General features: G+C 39.6%; 12 protein-coding genes and 1 pseudogene. 4 read left to right on the forward strand and 9 right to left on the reverse strand.

Annotation, left to right across the window (positions count from 1 at the left end; all coding sequences use genetic code 11):
• Window positions 1–222: 222 nt before the first annotated feature.
• From AC3XNE_RS02035 to AC3XNE_RS02055, 5 genes and pseudogenes are all read right to left on the reverse strand, one after another.
• The gene (locus AC3XNE_RS02035) at window positions 223–1,029 is read right to left on the reverse strand and encodes a transporter substrate-binding domain-containing protein (RefSeq protein ID WP_489832596.1); all 807 of its coding nucleotides are present in this window, start codon (window positions 1,027–1,029) and stop codon (window positions 223–225) included.
• Complete coding sequence (locus tag AC3XNE_RS02040; RefSeq protein ID WP_489832597.1) at window positions 1,013–2,206, reverse strand: trans-sulfuration enzyme family protein; 1,194 nt, start codon at window positions 2,204–2,206, stop codon at window positions 1,013–1,015. The genes AC3XNE_RS02035 and AC3XNE_RS02040 overlap by 17 nt, the downstream gene beginning before the upstream one ends.
• Window positions 2,207–2,222: 16 nt before the next feature.
• Window positions 2,223–3,346, reverse strand: a pseudogene (locus AC3XNE_RS02045) (aminotransferase class I/II-fold pyridoxal phosphate-dependent enzyme).
• A gap of 73 nt (window positions 3,347–3,419) precedes the next feature.
• A complete protein-coding gene (locus AC3XNE_RS02050; protein ID WP_489832598.1) occupies window positions 3,420–4,709 on the reverse strand; it encodes an O-acetylhomoserine aminocarboxypropyltransferase/cysteine synthase family protein in 1,290 nt (429 codons plus the stop codon).
• Window positions 4,706–5,566: a homoserine O-acetyltransferase/O-succinyltransferase family protein gene (locus AC3XNE_RS02055; RefSeq protein WP_489832599.1), complete on the reverse strand. Its 861-nt coding sequence runs from the start codon at window positions 5,564–5,566 to the stop codon at window positions 4,706–4,708. Before AC3XNE_RS02055 ends, AC3XNE_RS02050 begins: the two co-directional genes overlap by 4 nt.
• A gap of 853 nt (window positions 5,567–6,419) precedes the next feature.
• Between AC3XNE_RS02055 and AC3XNE_RS02060 the strand changes: the two genes are divergently transcribed.
• Both AC3XNE_RS02060 and AC3XNE_RS02065 read left to right on the forward strand, forming a co-directional pair.
• Window positions 6,420–6,764: a hypothetical protein gene (locus AC3XNE_RS02060; protein ID WP_489832600.1), complete on the forward strand. Its 345-nt coding sequence runs from the start codon at window positions 6,420–6,422 to the stop codon at window positions 6,762–6,764.
• Window positions 6,765–6,809: 45 nt separating this feature from the next.
• Window positions 6,810–8,084 carry a homoserine dehydrogenase gene (locus AC3XNE_RS02065; protein ID WP_489832601.1) on the forward strand — a complete coding sequence of 425 codons (1,275 nt, stop codon included), beginning with the start codon at window positions 6,810–6,812 and terminating at the stop codon, window positions 8,082–8,084.
• A gap of 220 nt (window positions 8,085–8,304) precedes the next feature.
• Here the strand turns inward: AC3XNE_RS02065 and AC3XNE_RS02070 are convergent, their stop codons facing one another.
• Complete coding sequence (locus AC3XNE_RS02070) at window positions 8,305–8,628, reverse strand: TSUP family transporter (RefSeq protein ID WP_489833356.1); 324 nt, start codon at window positions 8,626–8,628, stop codon at window positions 8,305–8,307.
• A gap of 303 nt (window positions 8,629–8,931) precedes the next feature.
• On the opposite strand from AC3XNE_RS02070, the gene AC3XNE_RS02075 reads away from it, so the two are divergent.
• Complete coding sequence (locus AC3XNE_RS02075) at window positions 8,932–9,891, forward strand: LCP family glycopolymer transferase (protein WP_489832602.1); 960 nt, start codon at window positions 8,932–8,934, stop codon at window positions 9,889–9,891.
• Window positions 9,892–10,012: 121 nt separating this feature from the next.
• On the opposite strand, the gene AC3XNE_RS02080 is transcribed toward AC3XNE_RS02075, so the two are convergent.
• The 3 genes from AC3XNE_RS02080 to AC3XNE_RS02090 all read right to left on the reverse strand — a co-directional run bounded on the left by AC3XNE_RS02080 (window position 10,013) and on the right by AC3XNE_RS02090 (window position 14,883).
• Entirely contained in the window at window positions 10,013–11,974 is a 1,962-nt protein-coding gene (locus tag AC3XNE_RS02080; protein ID WP_489832603.1) for a sugar MFS transporter, read from the reverse strand.
• A 79-nt stretch (window positions 11,975–12,053) separates the two neighbouring features.
• On the reverse strand, window positions 12,054–13,013 hold the full coding sequence (locus AC3XNE_RS02085; protein ID WP_489832604.1) for a beta-galactosidase small subunit: 960 nt from the start codon (window positions 13,011–13,013) through the stop codon (window positions 12,054–12,056).
• On the reverse strand, window positions 12,997–14,883 hold the full coding sequence (locus tag AC3XNE_RS02090) for a glycoside hydrolase family 2 TIM barrel-domain containing protein (RefSeq protein WP_489832605.1): 1,887 nt from the start codon (window positions 14,881–14,883) through the stop codon (window positions 12,997–12,999). Before AC3XNE_RS02090 ends, AC3XNE_RS02085 begins: the two co-directional genes overlap by 17 nt.
• Window positions 14,884–15,047: 164 nt before the next feature.
• On the opposite strand from AC3XNE_RS02090, the gene AC3XNE_RS02095 reads away from it, so the two are divergent.
• On the forward strand, window positions 15,048–15,848 hold the full coding sequence (locus tag AC3XNE_RS02095) for a helix-turn-helix domain-containing protein (protein ID WP_489832606.1): 801 nt from the start codon (window positions 15,048–15,050) through the stop codon (window positions 15,846–15,848).
• Window positions 15,849–15,919: the final 71 nt, after the last annotated feature.

The following is a 15,919-nucleotide window of genomic DNA, read 5'->3' on the forward strand; positions in this document are numbered from 1 at the left end:
TTGCTACGTTCCGTCCATTACGAAACAACTTATAGTAAAATTACGTGCACTTACGAACAAGTTCGTTGCAGAAAAATATGGAATAATTTTGGTAGCTCCTATATCGTTAGGCTATGGGAGATTATACTACAGCACAAGAATATTGCCTGATTTACAGTTCAAGTGCAACATGAATTGTAAATCAGGCAATATTTTTCTCAGGTAAAATAATCTATTTAACTTTTATGAATCGCTTTTAGTGATATCTGCACCAAAATATTTAACCGACAATTTTTTTAAGATCCCGTCTTTTCTTAATTCACTAACCGCTTTGTTGAAAGCAGCTCTCGTTTTATCACTATCCTTATTGAACATCGCAGAAATTTTGACCGGCTTTTCTTCTTTCGACAAATCTTTAAATTTCAAACCCTGCGTCGAATTATCTTTCTTATAAGCATACCAAGCCTCTGCCGAGTTAATAGTCCCTGCAGCACGGCCAGACCTCAACAGCGAAAGCGTCGTTGAAAAGTCGCCGGATGAAATTAACTGTGCTTTGTATTTCTTTGCCAGCTGCTCATTATTCGTACCCGTACCTTCCACAAACTTTTGTCCCGCGATCTCTTTCAAACTGGAAAGTGAACTATTTTTAGGGGTTATCAAGCCATAGCGCGAATAAATATAGGGTTCAGAAAATTTATAAACTTTGCGGCGTGCTGGGGTTTGCGAAATATTATTCGTAACAACATCATATTTTTTAGAACCTAAACCAGCGATCAAAGAATCCCATTTAGTTGGCACAAACTGCGCTTGAACACCCATCTTCTTTGCGATCGCCTTACCAAATTCGACTTCGAAGCCGGTTAGTTTGCCATCCTTACGGTAAGAGTAAGGTGAGTAAGTTCCTTCCAGACCGATCGTTAGTTTGCCTTGTGTTTTCAATTCCGATTTAAATGAATCCTCAGTTGAGTCCTTTTTGCTGCCACACGCTGTCAACGAGAAAGTTAGTGCGATAGCAGCAAACGCCAAAACTATCTTACGAAATTTTTTCATGTTTCGTCTTCCCTTCAAAGTCACTCAATTTTTCTAGTGCTTGTTGAAAATCCTGGCGTAGATCTGAAAGATCCTCGATTCCAACTGACAGACGTACAAGTCCCAGAGTGATCCCGCTTTTTGCTTGTTCATCAGGATCTAACTCAGCGTGTGACATAGTACATGGATATGAAATGATCGTTTCAACAGCCCCTAGTGAAACCGAAAAAATCGGCAATTCTAAATTGTTGACCAACGTGCGAACATTATCTTCATTTTGAACGTCAAAAGATAAAACGGCCCCGCCGGATTTAGCCTGTTTCTGTTGGATCTCATAATTTTGGTCACTTTCCAAGCCAGGATAATGTACTTTCCTGATCGCTGGTTGTTTCTCTAACCATCGTGCTAATTCCAAAGCATTATCAGCTTCAGTTTGTAACCTGACCTTCAATGTTTTAATGCCGCGTAAGAGCAGCCAACAATCGCTGACCCCTAAAGTCGCGCCCATCGCATTTTGAATGAAATAGATCGCATTGCCTAACTCTTGGTCTTTCGTAACGATCAAGCCGGCTAAAATATCTGAGTGGCCGGAAAGGAATTTCGTTGCGCTGTGAATCACTAGATCTGCGCCTAGGTCGAGTGGCTTTTGAAAGATCGGAGTCATAAATGTATTATCCGCAAACAACAAGGCACCATGAGCATGAGCAGATTTAGCTACTGCTTGAATATCCGTGACCTTTAGAGTTGGATTGGAAGGCGTCTCAATATACACAACTTTCGTATTTTTCTGATAGGCTGCCTTTAGCTCATGCGGATCATCTAGATCTACAAAGGTATGAGTAATGCCATAGTTAGGCAAAAGCTCTGTGATCAAACGAAATGTCCCTCCGTATACATCTTTCGTCACAATTACATGATCTCCTTGATGTAAGGATAAAAAAGCAGCTGAAATTGCAGCCATTCCCGTTGAAAAAGCGAAACCGCGGCTGCCATGTTCTAGATGAGCAATATTTTCCTCTAAAATATCGCGCGTCGGATTACCGCTTCTGGCATAGTCATACTTTCCTAAGTTTATAGGGTCTTTTTGTGCAAATGTTGACGATAAATGCAAAGGCGGATTCACCGCACCCGTCTTCGGATCAGGTCTCACAGTCCCTTTGATCACTTTTGTTTGATCATGATAATTATGTTGAACCATGTACTCACTCCATTTCCTATTTTCTGTCTGCTGCTGCTTTCTGGAATGCCTGCTGCAGGTCTTCGATCAAAGCGCTACTATTTTCGATCCCCACAGATAAACGCAATAAATCGTTAGTAATGTGTTTCTTTTTTCGCTGCTTTTCTGACAAATCAGCATGCGTTTGAATCGCGGGTACAGTTATCAAACTTTCTACCCCGCCCAAGCTTTCAGCAAAAGAAATAACGTTTAGAGCTCTCAAAAACAATCAACATCTTTTTCGTCGCGGATATAAAAACTGATCATACCGCCACGTCCAGGATATAATACTTTTTTGACCATAGGCTCTTCTTCTAGTGCTGCGACTAGTGTCCGTGCATTCTTCTCGTGCTTTTCTATGCGAATCGTAAGTGTTTTTAAGCTGCGTAATAACAACCAACAAGAAAATGGGTCCAAAACAGCGCCGGTTGTATTTAAATTACGCTCGTAGATCCGCACGTTTTTATCATCTTTACACACAACGACGCCGCCCAAAATATCATTATGACCGCCAAGATACTTAGTCGCACTGTGAACTACAATATCTGCCCCTTCTTCTAAAGGCCGCTGAATGATGGGAGTATAAAAGGTATTATCCACGATCACTTCGGTCTGATACTGATGTGCAATAGCGGCAGTTTGACTAATATCGATCTCTTTCATCGTTGGATTAGATGGTGTTTCCAGCCAAACCGCTTTAACTTGCGGGTCATTGACTTTCTTCGCCAAATCCTTCTGATCCTGCCCATCCCACAATATAAAATCAATTTGATAGTTCGTGTGCAGATCAGCAAAATAGCGAAACGAACCGCCATATAGATCATCTGAGAGCACAATTTTGTCATGTGATTTAAATTTTGAAAAGACAAGTTGAATGGCAGCCATACCCGAACTTAACGCAAATGCCTGCTTTCCTTTCTCCAAAGTGCTCAGTGTTTGTTGCAAAACGTTTCTTGTCGGGTTAGTTTCGCGTGAATAATCATAGCCGGTAGATTCACCCAAGCCTGCATGGCGATATGCTGTCGAAAAGTAGATTGGTGTTGATACTGCACCAGTTTTTCGCTCATCTGTTCGATTGCCTGCTTGAACTAAAAACGTTTCAAGATCCTCGCTAACTGTCATCAAATGCACTCCTTTTAAGTTAAAGCCGCTAAATTATGTCCTGACTAACTCATTAAAAAACATATCGCTGTCATCAAATTTTGTCCAAAGCCTGCTTGAGATCTGCAATCAAGTCGTCTGCATTTTCAACTCCAACTGAAATTCTGATTAAATCTGGTGTCGTTCCTGTTTCTAATAGTTCCTTTTCACTCAGCTGTGCATGTGTCGTTGACGCCGGATGAATTATCAGCGATTTAGCATCTGCTACATTAGCCAACAAGGAAAATAATTTTAAATGTTTGATCAGTTCCTTCCCCGCTTCTTCTCCGCCTTTCAGGCCTAACGTGAAAATCGAGCCAACTCCATGCGGGAAGTACTTTTCAGCTAATTTATGATATTTATTGTCCGCTAGACCGGGGTAATTGATCCAAGCCACTTTTTCATGCTGGTTCAAAAAATGCACGATTTTTTCTGTATTTTGAACATGACGCTCGACTCGTAGTGATAATGACTCTAACCCTTGCAGAAACAAGAACGAATTAAAGGGTGATATGGCTGCTCCTAGGTCACGCAGTGATTCTGCACGAACTTTAGTAGTAAAAGCTGCTGGTATTAAATCTGCAAACACTAAACCATCATATTGAGCATTTGGTTCAGTAAACTCCGGATAACGACCACTTTTCTTATAATCAAATTTTCCATTTTCAACGATCACACCGCCCATCGTTGTCCCATGCCCACCAATAAATTTAGTAGCCGAATGTATCACGATATCTGCCCCAAAATCTAACGGTCGGATCAAATATGGTGTTCCAAAAGTATTATCCACCACCAACAATAAGCCATTATCGTGGGCGACCTTAGCAACTGCTTTTATATCGATCAAATTGATCCCCGGATTACCAATGCTTTCAATATAGAGCGCCTTAGTATGTTCGTTGATCGCTGCGACAAAATTTTGCGGATCATCGGGGTCAACAAAGTGCGTTGTGATCCCTAATTTAGGCAAAGTGACATTGAATAGATCATACGTCCCGCCATACAAGGTGCTAGCAGAAACGATCTCATCTCCTTGGCTGGCAATATTCATGATCGTTGCCGTGATCGCAGCTGCACCAGTCGAAAGTGTGACACCGGCAGTGCCGTTTTCTAAAGCCGCCACTCTTTTATCGACCACATCCGTTGTTGGATTAGTCAGTCTCGTATAGATATTTCCAGGTTCAGTTAAATTGAACCGACCTGCAGCCTCTTTTGCGTCTTTAAAAACATATGATGTCGTTTGATAGATCGGTACTGCCCGTGCACCTGTTTCATCAACCTTTTGCCCAGCATGGACTTGTAGTGTCTCAAAATGAAGTTTGTTATTTTGCTCTTGTTCTGTCATAAACTATTCACTGCTTTCCTTTTTGCGACTTGGGTCAACCAGTTACTGTAAAATTGCAAACTGCAATCTCTCCAAGAATAATCAACTTTTTTGTTCGAATTAGTCTGATAATAATTTTGCGGCTTGTCGACTGTGAAACCTCGGCTTAAATCACGCTGGTATTCTTGACCTAACGTTTCTCTGGAATATTCAGGATGCCCAGTGACAAATACTCCGCCGCATTTGTCTTCTAAGATCAACGGGCCAACCGTTGCGGCCGCTGCGACGACTGTCAATTTTTCTTGGTTTTGATAGTTAGAAAATACCAGATCGGTCTGCCGTGATTGCGGCATTCGTAAGATTCCCCCAGCGCTTACACGAAAACCGCGCGTCAAAGCAGATTTCTGATCTACTTCATCTGCCGGATATATTCCACTTAACTTAGTCAGTCGCTGCTTCTTGTCAACACCATACAAGATATGCAAAGCAGCTTGTGCCGCCCAGCATTCATACAAAGCAGGTATCTTTTGTTGTTCTAGTCGACTGATACACTGTTGCAATTCGGCCCAGTAATCAACCTTTTCAAAAGGCATTTGTTCTACTGGTGCTCCTGTAACGATCCAACCATCTAACCTTGCCTGTTCAGTCAAAGCCAAATAATTATCTTTGATCGCTTGAGCCTGCTTATTTTTAAAATGGTGTGTTGTCGGATAATAAAAATAAACTGCAATATTTTCTGTAAATTCATCGAAAATACGTAAAAATTGCTCTTCTGTTTCCTGCTTATTCGGCATCAAATTAATGAGCCCGATCCGTAGGCTGTCAGTAGGTGCAATGCTGGCTTTCCTCGCTAAGCCGTTTTGTACAAATACCGCCATTTTAAGCTCCCCTTTCGCATCCATTTTTGGTTCACGATTATTTTTTCAAGAGAAATAAAAAAACTTTCGTCCACAACAGTCTCTAACTGTGCAGGGCGAAAGTTTCGTGGTGCCACCTGAGTTTTCCCTACTATCTCACGATAATAAGCTCAATAAGTCTACATGCTCTAGTAAACTTAGCATTTTTAACGAGTGCCATTTCGGAACGTACCAGCCGCTAGACCAGTAGCCAGACTCCAAGCTCATCTTCACTGCTTTTTCAGAACGCCATTCTCACCAAACAAGCTTCTCTGTATACTAACAAAAACAGTTACTCTTCTCTTCAAAGTCTAATTCATCTTTAATTTTTCGCTATATTATCATTAGTTCAACTTCTTGTCAAATGTTAGTTGTAATTTCCCATGCTTGGATTTCAAACTTTTTATTTTCACGTCAAACGTTTGAGCTTTCTTGCTATATAGGCAAAAAATCCACAAAAAGTTACTTTTTATCTAAAGTGTTTAGTTTGACAAACAAGTACGTGCCACTTATAATCCTAACAAATAATATTAAAAGATAATGAAAAGATGAGTAATAAAAATTATCTTACTCCCAGAGAGCTTGCCACGCTGAAAGCAAGTGTAAGATATTTTATGAAGATGGTCTTGAAATCTTCGCTAGCCAAGTCTTAACAATTAAGATCAGGCATGCGTGTCTAATACACATTACAGTATTCGAGTTTAATAACAACTTATTGTACTCGTTAAGTTATCTGGTGTGAGCTGGGTAAAAATAAAGGTGGTAACACGTCTAAAAACGTCCTTGGAATGAATATTTCCGAGGACGTTTTTTAGTATGAGAGGAGGATGGACAAGTGAACTTCTTAGCACAATATGTACTGGTGATCAGTCAAAAAGATGACACTGTAATTATCAGCCCCGTGTACACTTATTCGACCAACAAAAATATCTACTTTGATCTGATCTCAGAATATCAAGCTGGCAGAACAGTTTATTTGCCGTGGGAAAAGTGCTCGATCAAAGCCGCTCAGATCCAAACGATCATATTTCTACCCTGTAATGAACGTTTGAATACACAAACAGTAAAAGAACGTTTGAAAAACAAAACCATTACTGAACTAGCCTCGTATGGCGAGTTATTCGGAAAAACAGATGAATACAGGTTAGCAGAAATGGAACATGAACTATGGAAAAAGTAGAACTTGAAAACAAGAAATATTAAAAAAGAAAGCGAGGCAGTTACTATGAAAACTATTAAATTAGGGATCATTGGATTAGGAACAGTGGGTTCTGGAGTAGTCCGGATCATTCAAAAAAATCAGCAGAAGATCCGCGAAACAAGCGGCTGTTGTTTACAAATCAAAACTATTGTCGTGGCAGATCGGACCAAAAAAAGAAAAGTCGACCTGCAGGGAATTAAAATAACTGACCAGATCAACGATTTACTTTATGATAATGAAATACAGATCGTCATTGAAGCCATGGGCACGATCCAACCAGCACAAACATACATCGAAGCCTTGCTTAAAAGCGGCAAAAATGTGATCACCGCTAATAAAGATCTGCTTGCAACCAATGGTTCTTATTTGATCGAATGTGCTCAGCAAAATCACGTCAACCTTTCGTATGAAGCCAGTGTAGCAGGCGGCATTCCTATTTTGCGGACAATTTCAAATTCATTTACTGCAGATCAAATAATCGAAGTTTCTGGGATCGTAAATGGTACAAGCAACTATATTCTGACCCAAATGGCCGAAAATCATTCGACATATCAGGAAGCTTTGCAAAAGGCACAAGCTTTAGGACTGGCGGAACATGATCCGACAAATGACGTTAGCGGCAAGGACTCAGCTTACAAAATGACTATTTTAGCTGAATTCGCTTTTGGCACCACAGTGCCTTTAGAAAAAATCGCAATCTCTGGGATCGAACAGGTAACTAAAAACGATATTTTGCAAGCCCAAAAATACGGGTATGTCATTAAACTAGTCGGGCAAGCAAAAATACTAAAAGATAACCTATCCGTATCCGTACAACCAATGTTCGTCAAAAAAGGCCATCCTTTAGCCAACATCAAAGACGAAAATAACGCTGTCCTAGTCACGGGTTCAGCTGTGGGTGAAATACTATTTTACGGTGCTGGAGCTGGTGAATTACCTACCGCCAACAGTATTTTAAGTGACGTGATCGCTACTATCAAAGACATTCAACTAAATATTATCGGCAGCAAGTTTAATAATTTCAGCCGTACAACAAACATCATCGATGCAAGTCAAGAGGAATACAAGTATTTTCTATCCTTCAACTCTGATGGAAACATTCTGCCCTCCACTAAAATTAAGCAAAATTTGCATAAAGGCGGTATTAAATTAGCTGCTGCAGTAGCCGTTGACAACTCAGCAGCCGGGGCAAACTATCAAACTCAACTGCTTTCAAACCGTCAATTTAATTTTCTAAAGCAAAAGGGCCGACATTCTGACAAACTCCACCTAGATTTAATTTACCCAATACTTGACTGATAAACATGATGATCGTCCCAGTGATCATCTCCTAAAAAGTTTCATTAAAATTCTGCCTTGCTATGGAACGCGTTCCACAATATAAAATAAAACAAGATTCAATGATAACGGCAAAGGAAGTAACGATAATGATCAAACGCACGTGTGGCGCTAATAAGAAATTTTCTAACAACTCAAGAAAGTAAAGACCAAATAATTCTCGAACCATTAACCAAATTTATCAACAAAACAAAAAAACGATGCATTTATATATGAATAGGACTTTCTTCCCCGAAATATGTGCAGTAATAATTGACCCAACATAACCACCCAAAATAGCCGCAAAGAATATGAAAACAAGTACTAAATAGTCTATCCGTAGAGAATCAAAATTAACTAAGCTAGTTGCTAATTTCATTAATTGAGAAAAGAAAATACAAACTATTGAATAGAGAGCCGCTTTCTTGGGTTTAAAATTAAATATAAAAATTAACACGGCAACATTGATCGGTCCACCGCCTATTCCCAAAAAAGTTGATATTGTCCCTAAAAGAAAACCAGTAATAAGAAAAAGTGGTTCGAAATTTGTTTATTAATTTTCCAGCCACTGGACATAGAGAATACCAGTGACAAAACTAAAACTATGATCAATATGATTATTTGCACCAAATTGGTTTTTAAATCGCCTAAATGAAGCTGAATTCTTTTGAAGTCACAAAAATAGTTCATTCGTTAAAAATGGAGCAAGTTACATCATGAAAATTAATTATTCACTTTAAAAATACTCATATAAACGGTTCCTTTCCCTCGTAATTTGCTATAATAGCTATATGGCAGTATAAATACTTACGGAAAGCGGGTAGATTAAATGGCTGATAATAATTCAAATAGCCGTAGACAACAGCATACCAAAAACAAAAAACAACACCATGTTTGGAAATGGGTGCTTGGTATTGTATTACTCTTTTTAATTGTCAGCGGCGTACTAATAACCAAATTTTATTTTGATGCGAAAAACTCGGTAGACAGTACATACAACCCTGTTAAGCACAACACTGGTCGTGATGAAGCCGTGGATCTTTCTAAATCAAAACCATTTTCTGTTCTATTGCTTGGAACTGATACAGGCGATTTAGGAAGAACTGAAAAAAATGGCCGTTCTGATACTATCATGGTAGCAACTATTACTCCTAAAAAGACGACATTACTAAGTGTTCCGCGTGATACATTAGTCAATATTGCCGGACACTCTGGCAATAGTAAGATCAATGAAGCTTATGCCTACGGTGGAATAACCGGTTCTTTGAACACCTTACAAAGCTACCTGGATATCCCAATAGACCATTACGTTGAAGTAAACATGAAAGGCCTCCAACAACTATCAAAGGCTATCGGCCCAGTTGAAGTTAATAATGATCTAGACTTTACTCAATCTGGGAAACACTTCGCCAAAGGAAAAGTCTCGATCGACAGTACTAATGTTTTAGCCTTTAGCCGTATGCGTCATGAAGACCCACGGGGAGATTACGGTCGTCAGTTGCGGCAACGTGAAGTAGTGTCAGCTATGGTCAAAAAAATCGCTTCTGTCGGAAGCATTACAAAGTACAAATCCATATTGCAAGCAATTTCTACTAATATGAAAACTGACATTTCCTTTAACCAAATGAAGCAGATCTATGGTAACTACAAGGGCGCAACGAATATCAAACAAACCCAGCTTAAAGGACAAGGCCAAATGATCAATGGCGGGTCTTACGAAGTTGTTCCAGATAGCGCATTAAAAGAGGCACAGCAAAACTTGAAGCAGCAATTGGACATAGAAGATTAATTACTTCATATTTATCTAAAACAAAAAAACTGAGATCAGAAGTTTATGAGGTACAAGCTTCTGATCTCAGTTTTTTATTTGCTCTTTTTATTCCTGATGTATCTTTGTCAGTTTAGCAAAATTACTTATTGTTTAATTCAACGCTAAACAATTGCTCTCCTTGATCGATCTCTTTAGAATCAGTCATTTTCAAATCGCTCAATTGGTCGCCTTGAGTCAATAACGTAACCACCGTATCTTTGTAACCAGCACGTCTGATCTCATCGCGGTCAAAACTCAAGAGCGGCTGGCCTTTTTTGATCCTTTGACCAGTTTCAACGCGCGAGGTAAAGCCCTGACCGCGCATTCTTGCGGTTCCTAAACCAACGTGGACCAATAATTCTAAACCGTCATCTGAACGTAAGCCTAAGACATGCTTTGTTGTAAAGACAAAGACAACTTCCCCTGAAAATGGTGCATAAAGTTCACCGATCGAAGGTTCAATTCCGACACCTCTACTTTGGAGCTCTTTATTATCATTTTCATCAACAATGTCCGCTAATGATACCATAGTCCCGCTTGTAGGCGCGCTAACTGTGAGCTTTTTCGCAGCCGAATTTTCTACAGTTGCAGTAGCTGTTGTAGTACCCTTTGCACTATCGATCCCAGATGTGGCCAGTTTTTGCTGCAATTGTTCAACGATCTCTGCATGTTTCTTTTCAGAAAGTGTAATTTTCCAAAGGTAAACAACCAAAGCAAGTACATGCAAGATCAAGCCGAGCCAAAATGCGAAAAATTTGAAGACAGCGACACCATGGGGAGTAATGGAAGCTGCTGTAGCTGCACCAGTCATACCGGCAGCCACTGTTACCCAACCAACAAGACCGTTAGAAATAGCACTGGATAATTTATCAAGCATTGGACGCATTGACAAAATCACCGTTTCATTACGCGTTCCGTTCTTCAATTGCCCATATTCAACCGAGTCCTCTAGTGTTAAAAGGACTGCCATGAAAATGAACCCCTGTGGAGCGTAATAAAGTATCATAGCTGTTACAACGGCTATTAAATTATCAGTAGAGAAGATCAACAATAAATAAGCAGCGATCATGGCAATCATGCTAACAGAATAAATTGTTTTACGAGTGACCCATTTATTTAAGACCGGGTACAAAGGTGAAGTAAAGAATCCTGCAATGATAGGTATGACCCCGGTGATCCAGAATAAGTCTGGACGATCCAAAACATACTTAAACATGTAAAACATTAGGCCTGCGGTTGCTGCATTGCCAAAACCATAAACTAAATATGGAATGGCAGTCCATAACATTTGATCATTGTGAAGTAAGGCAGAAAACATTTCCTTAAAGTTGGTCTTTTTCTTGGTAACTTCACGTAAAGAACTTTGTTTTTCTTGAGTACCAAAGCCTACAGTGAATGAACAAATGAGTGAAACTGCAGCGATCAAAATTGCGAAAACTGTCCAGCCGGGTTGTCCCTGATTATGGTGACCAGTGGAAATAAAAGTAAAATAGGTTACAACCGGTACCACGATCATAGTAACTAAATTACCACCGAAGTTAGTAAAATTCCCGGCAGCAGTATAAAGTGACCTTTTACTACTATCTTCAGTCAACGCTGGGATCATTCCCCAATAAGAAATATCCCTAAACGAATAAAAGACATCGAACAAAATAAAAGCTGGAATGAATAAAATGATAAACCAAGTAGAATTGACTTTTGACAAACCAAAAAAGCCGGTAAAAAGGACTATCAATAATAGAGAAGAAATCAGACCAGCACCAACTAGCCATGGTTTAAATTTCCCCCATTTTGTGTTGGTATTATCAACAATGCTCCCAATAATTGGATCAAGAAAAATTTCAGCTATCCGGATCACAAAAATCAAGGTAGAGATCATCGATATTAATTTACCGGCTTCTGCTTTTGGAACACCGGTAAACATCGCAGTCGTTACATAGACCATCAGATATGTTCCAAACGTCATATAGACGCCTGAACCACCAATATTTCCGACCCCAAAATTAAAAACTGACCAAAAAGTTCCTTTCTTACTTTCTTTTGTTTCAACATTTTCGTTCAAATTAAAGCGCCCCCATAATTATCTGGTTCGAAGTACTTCGAACTATGATAGAACAATTGTTACGTACCAATACAGATCACTACTTGTTTAGGATCTCGAAAGAAAATTCAATATCCTTAGTAGCCGAAATATGGTACTCGGGATCAATATCGCTACCCCAACTATCTATCCCACCAACTCCACGCACAGCACCAAAAATCGTCAGCACACTGCGGCGTGGCAAAGGTAATTCTTCTTGATGTGTTGCATTTTCTAGTTCTTCAGGTGTATAAGGTAAGCAACTAAATGCAAACGGCTTGCCTGTACTTTGAATGGTCAAGGAAAATGGCTCACGACCCTGATCAGCATTATTTTTGACGGAGTCGCGCGTAACTTTGAATCGGGACGTCTCCATATGCATGCCGCAATCTTGTGGAACCAAATATTGAGTTACCGGTAGACCTTGAATGTGATAAGTACCTTTTTGTCCCCCTGCCATCCTGTCAGGATAAGTTTCACCTGAAAGCCCATCGTATTCAAAACCAGTAGCTAACGTAGGCATTACGATGCGCAATCCAAAGGCTGGTAATTCAGGTAGGTCATCATTGCCAAAATAGTGCACATCTACCCTAATTTTCCCTGCTGCACTTACTGTATACTTCACAGTAACGTCTGTTTGTGGTGAAGTTACTGTTTTATATTTAAATTTAATGGCAACTTCTTCCGCATACTCATTATTAGAATAGCGATTGTTTTCTGGAGCGGAAGGGAACGTGATCGTTTGGCCATCAACACTAATTTCTATTCCTTCAACGTCAATGAATTGGTCGGCTCCCAACCATTGGATCGATCCTTTAGAAAAATTGTTCCCCTGGTCATTACTCGTGGTAGCTCGCCAAAAGGCAGGAGTCGGTTCCCGATAGAGCCATTCTTTGTCGTTAAAGACTAATGACTCCAAGCCGCCCCGGCCATAATTAAAAATATAGTGAAAGTTTTCTCCATCTAAACCTAAGCTGCCATCACCATAAATCACTTTTAAACGATTATTTTTTCTTGCCATAGTAATATTTGACCTCCTGTAATGCCGGTTTCGGTGTCCGATCTGCAAATAATAATCCATCTCCAGAAAAATCATAATCAGAGACCCGATCGTCAAAGTCACCGCCATATCTCAAAACTTCTTGTCCAGTTACTTCATCTTTCCTGTAAAGAGCTTGGTCGATAAAGTCCCAGATAAATCCGCCTTGGTACATTTCATATTTATCGAGCAGATCCATATAATCTTTAAAACCACCAACAGAGTTGCCCATACTGTGCATATATTCGCACAAGATAAATGGTTTTTTCGGATCGTTTTCTAAATAGTCGGTGATCGTTTCTGGAGAAGAATACATCTGACTTTCAACGTCAGATATTTGGTCTTCATATTTGCGGTTGTGAACGACACCTTCATAGTGCACTACGCGGGAATCATCGACGCTTTTATAGTATTGCTGCATTGCCAAAATATCATCACCGGCATAAGATTCATTCCCCAGTGACCAAAAGAGGATACTAGTGTGGTTTTTAAACAGTTCGTAATTGTTTTGTGCCCGATCCAAAACAGCATCTTTCCATTCTGGTATTGACCCCGGTACATTGTACGAAGGTTCAATGCCGTCATTTTTTTGCCAAGAACCATGAGATTCTAGATTATTTTCGGCCATCATATAAATCCCATTCTGATCGCATAATTCATACCATCTAACTTGATCAGGATAATGGCACGTTCTGACAGCATTGATATTGTTATCTAGCATTGTTTTAATGTCACTTTGCATATCGTTTTCAGAGACCACGCGACCACTATGTGCATCCCATTCATGGCGGTTAACACCGTTGATGATCAGCCGCTTGCCATTGAGTAAGATCACTTTATTTTTGATCTCGATTTGGCGGAAACCAAATTGATAATTAGTAGTTTCCAGGATATGATCTTCTCCCTGAATGACATTCAATTCTAAGTTATAAAGATAAGGATCAGTGTTGTCATAGAGGTGGACATCTTTGATCTCAATGTCTTTGAAACCTGAGCTTTGTTGTGCCTCTAGCATTGCACGATAAACTTCATAACCGCTTTGGTCAGTTATTTTAGCCTGGATCTTGGCAGGAACTTCAGCTTGGTCGATCTTTAAATCTACTGATACTTTTCCATCTCTAAAATTATTAGTTAAAGTCGGTTTGATCGACAAATCTTCAATATGGACTGCGGGTTGAGCTAATAAAGTTACCTCCCGGAAAATACCAAAGAAACGGAAAAAGTCTTGGTCTTCAATAAAGGCTGCGGTACTGCGTTTAAAGACTTCGACCGCTAATTTATTGTCTCCATTTTGAAGATAAGGAGTCAGGTCAAATTCTGAAGGGGTGAAGCTGTCTTCAGCGTAACCAAGAAAATGGCCATTTAACCACACATACATCGCCTGCTCTACTCCAGCAAAATGTACTCTAACTTTCTTACCCTTTAAACTCGCACCAAGTCTAAAATGCTTAATATATGAACCCACGCAGTTATCTTTTGCGTCGCTAAAAAGACCTGCCTCGAGTTCTTTTGCTCCTAAAGCATAAGGTGGGCGGCGATACTCTTTTCCCTCCCAAGGGTAAAGAGTATTTATATAGTGGAGTTTGTCATAATTGGCAATCTCGATATGTTGTGGGACCCTGATCGTATCAAATTCATCTTCATTATGATCGACCTCGTAAAAATCTTTCGGTCGTTCTTGTGGATCAGCCGAAAAGTGAAACTTCCAATTACCATTTAATGATTGGGCAAAACTACTTTTTTTATTAATAGCTTCTTGTGGGTTAGCGTATGTTTTATGGTCGCTGTGGGCCGCTATTTGACCAACACGAAAAACTTGCGGGTCATCCAGCCATTTAATTTCTGGTGTCAAAATAATATTCCTTCTTTCCTATTGCATTATATTTCTAGTATAATTAAAGCGCTAACAAAATAATATGAGCATTTGTGACAGAAATACAATAATATCGTTTATACTAAAAATGAACAAACCCTAACGATGTGGGAATAATACAATTGTAGATAGAAGGATTTTTTATGCGTATCGTAACTCGTTTTAACCCAGAATTACCTTTATCAACCGAAACTATTGGGTATAATTGGCCACAGCCTGAGATAGATAGACCAGACGGGTACCCTTATTATCATTGGATCCAGACAGAAAAAGGAGCAGGCCTCATAGAAGTGGGATATGAGACTTTTAAACTTCCGGCAGGAGCAGGTTTTTTATTGCCGCCAGGTATGGCCCACCGGTATTATCCCGTAAATGACAACTGGGAGACTGCTTTTCTGACCTTTGGTGGATCCATGGCAGATGAAATCGTCCACTACATTTTGTCGAATAATTATGTTTATCTGAAAAATGCGCCTGAGCTAGTACGTTATTTTGTACAAGAAAACTTTCTCTCATTTTTGGCGGATGATTATATCTCAACTCTAGAGCAGTCGGCTTTGACCTATCATTTTTTATTGTTATTGGATAATAAAAGTGGAAAAGTTAGTGATGATCTCTCAAATGCTGAAGTGATCGCCCCAATGATCGATTACATTAAAACTAACTACGCGACAAAAATTACTAACAGGGATTTGGAAAAAATAACTAACTTTTCAACTTCATATATCAATAAAGTGTTTAAGAAACATTTTGGATTAACACCACAGCAGTATTTAACGGATTTTCGCTTGCGTAAGGCGAAGGAATTATTGGTTTCTTCCCCTGCTTTACAGATCCAAGAAATTGCCATGCAGACCGGCTTTAGTGATGTTTCGTATTTTATTAAAACATTTCGGTACGCCAATAAAGTCACACCTAGTAAATTCAGGAATCGAAAAGGTTAATGGGCAAGCAGCGCCCTCTCTGGGCCACGCACACGATCTAGACTTTTTGCTTTCGGTCAAAATAGCGTTAT

It is taken from the genome of Ligilactobacillus sp. JN-6 (Y).1, assembly GCF_058111525.1.

Coding starts and splice junctions, on each gene's coding strand:
- AC3XNE_RS02050 (WP_489832598.1), bottom strand. CDS start 4,709: ATGACAGAACAAGAGCAAAATAACAAACTTCATTTTGAGACACTACAA.
- AC3XNE_RS02040 (WP_489832597.1), bottom strand. CDS start 2,206: ATGGTTCAACATAATTATCATGATCAAACAAAAGTGATCAAAGGGACT.
- AC3XNE_RS02035 (WP_489832596.1), bottom strand. CDS start 1,029: ATGAAAAAATTTCGTAAGATAGTTTTGGCGTTTGCTGCTATCGCACTA.
- AC3XNE_RS02065 (WP_489832601.1), top strand. CDS start 6,810: ATGAAAACTATTAAATTAGGGATCATTGGATTAGGAACAGTGGGTTCT.
- AC3XNE_RS02095 (WP_489832606.1), top strand. CDS start 15,048: ATGCGTATCGTAACTCGTTTTAACCCAGAATTACCTTTATCAACCGAA.
- AC3XNE_RS02085 (WP_489832604.1), bottom strand. CDS start 13,013: ATGGCAAGAAAAAATAATCGTTTAAAAGTGATTTATGGTGATGGCAGC.
- AC3XNE_RS02075 (WP_489832602.1), top strand. CDS start 8,932: ATGGCTGATAATAATTCAAATAGCCGTAGACAACAGCATACCAAAAAC.
- AC3XNE_RS02055 (WP_489832599.1), bottom strand. CDS start 5,566: ATGGCGGTATTTGTACAAAACGGCTTAGCGAGGAAAGCCAGCATTGCA.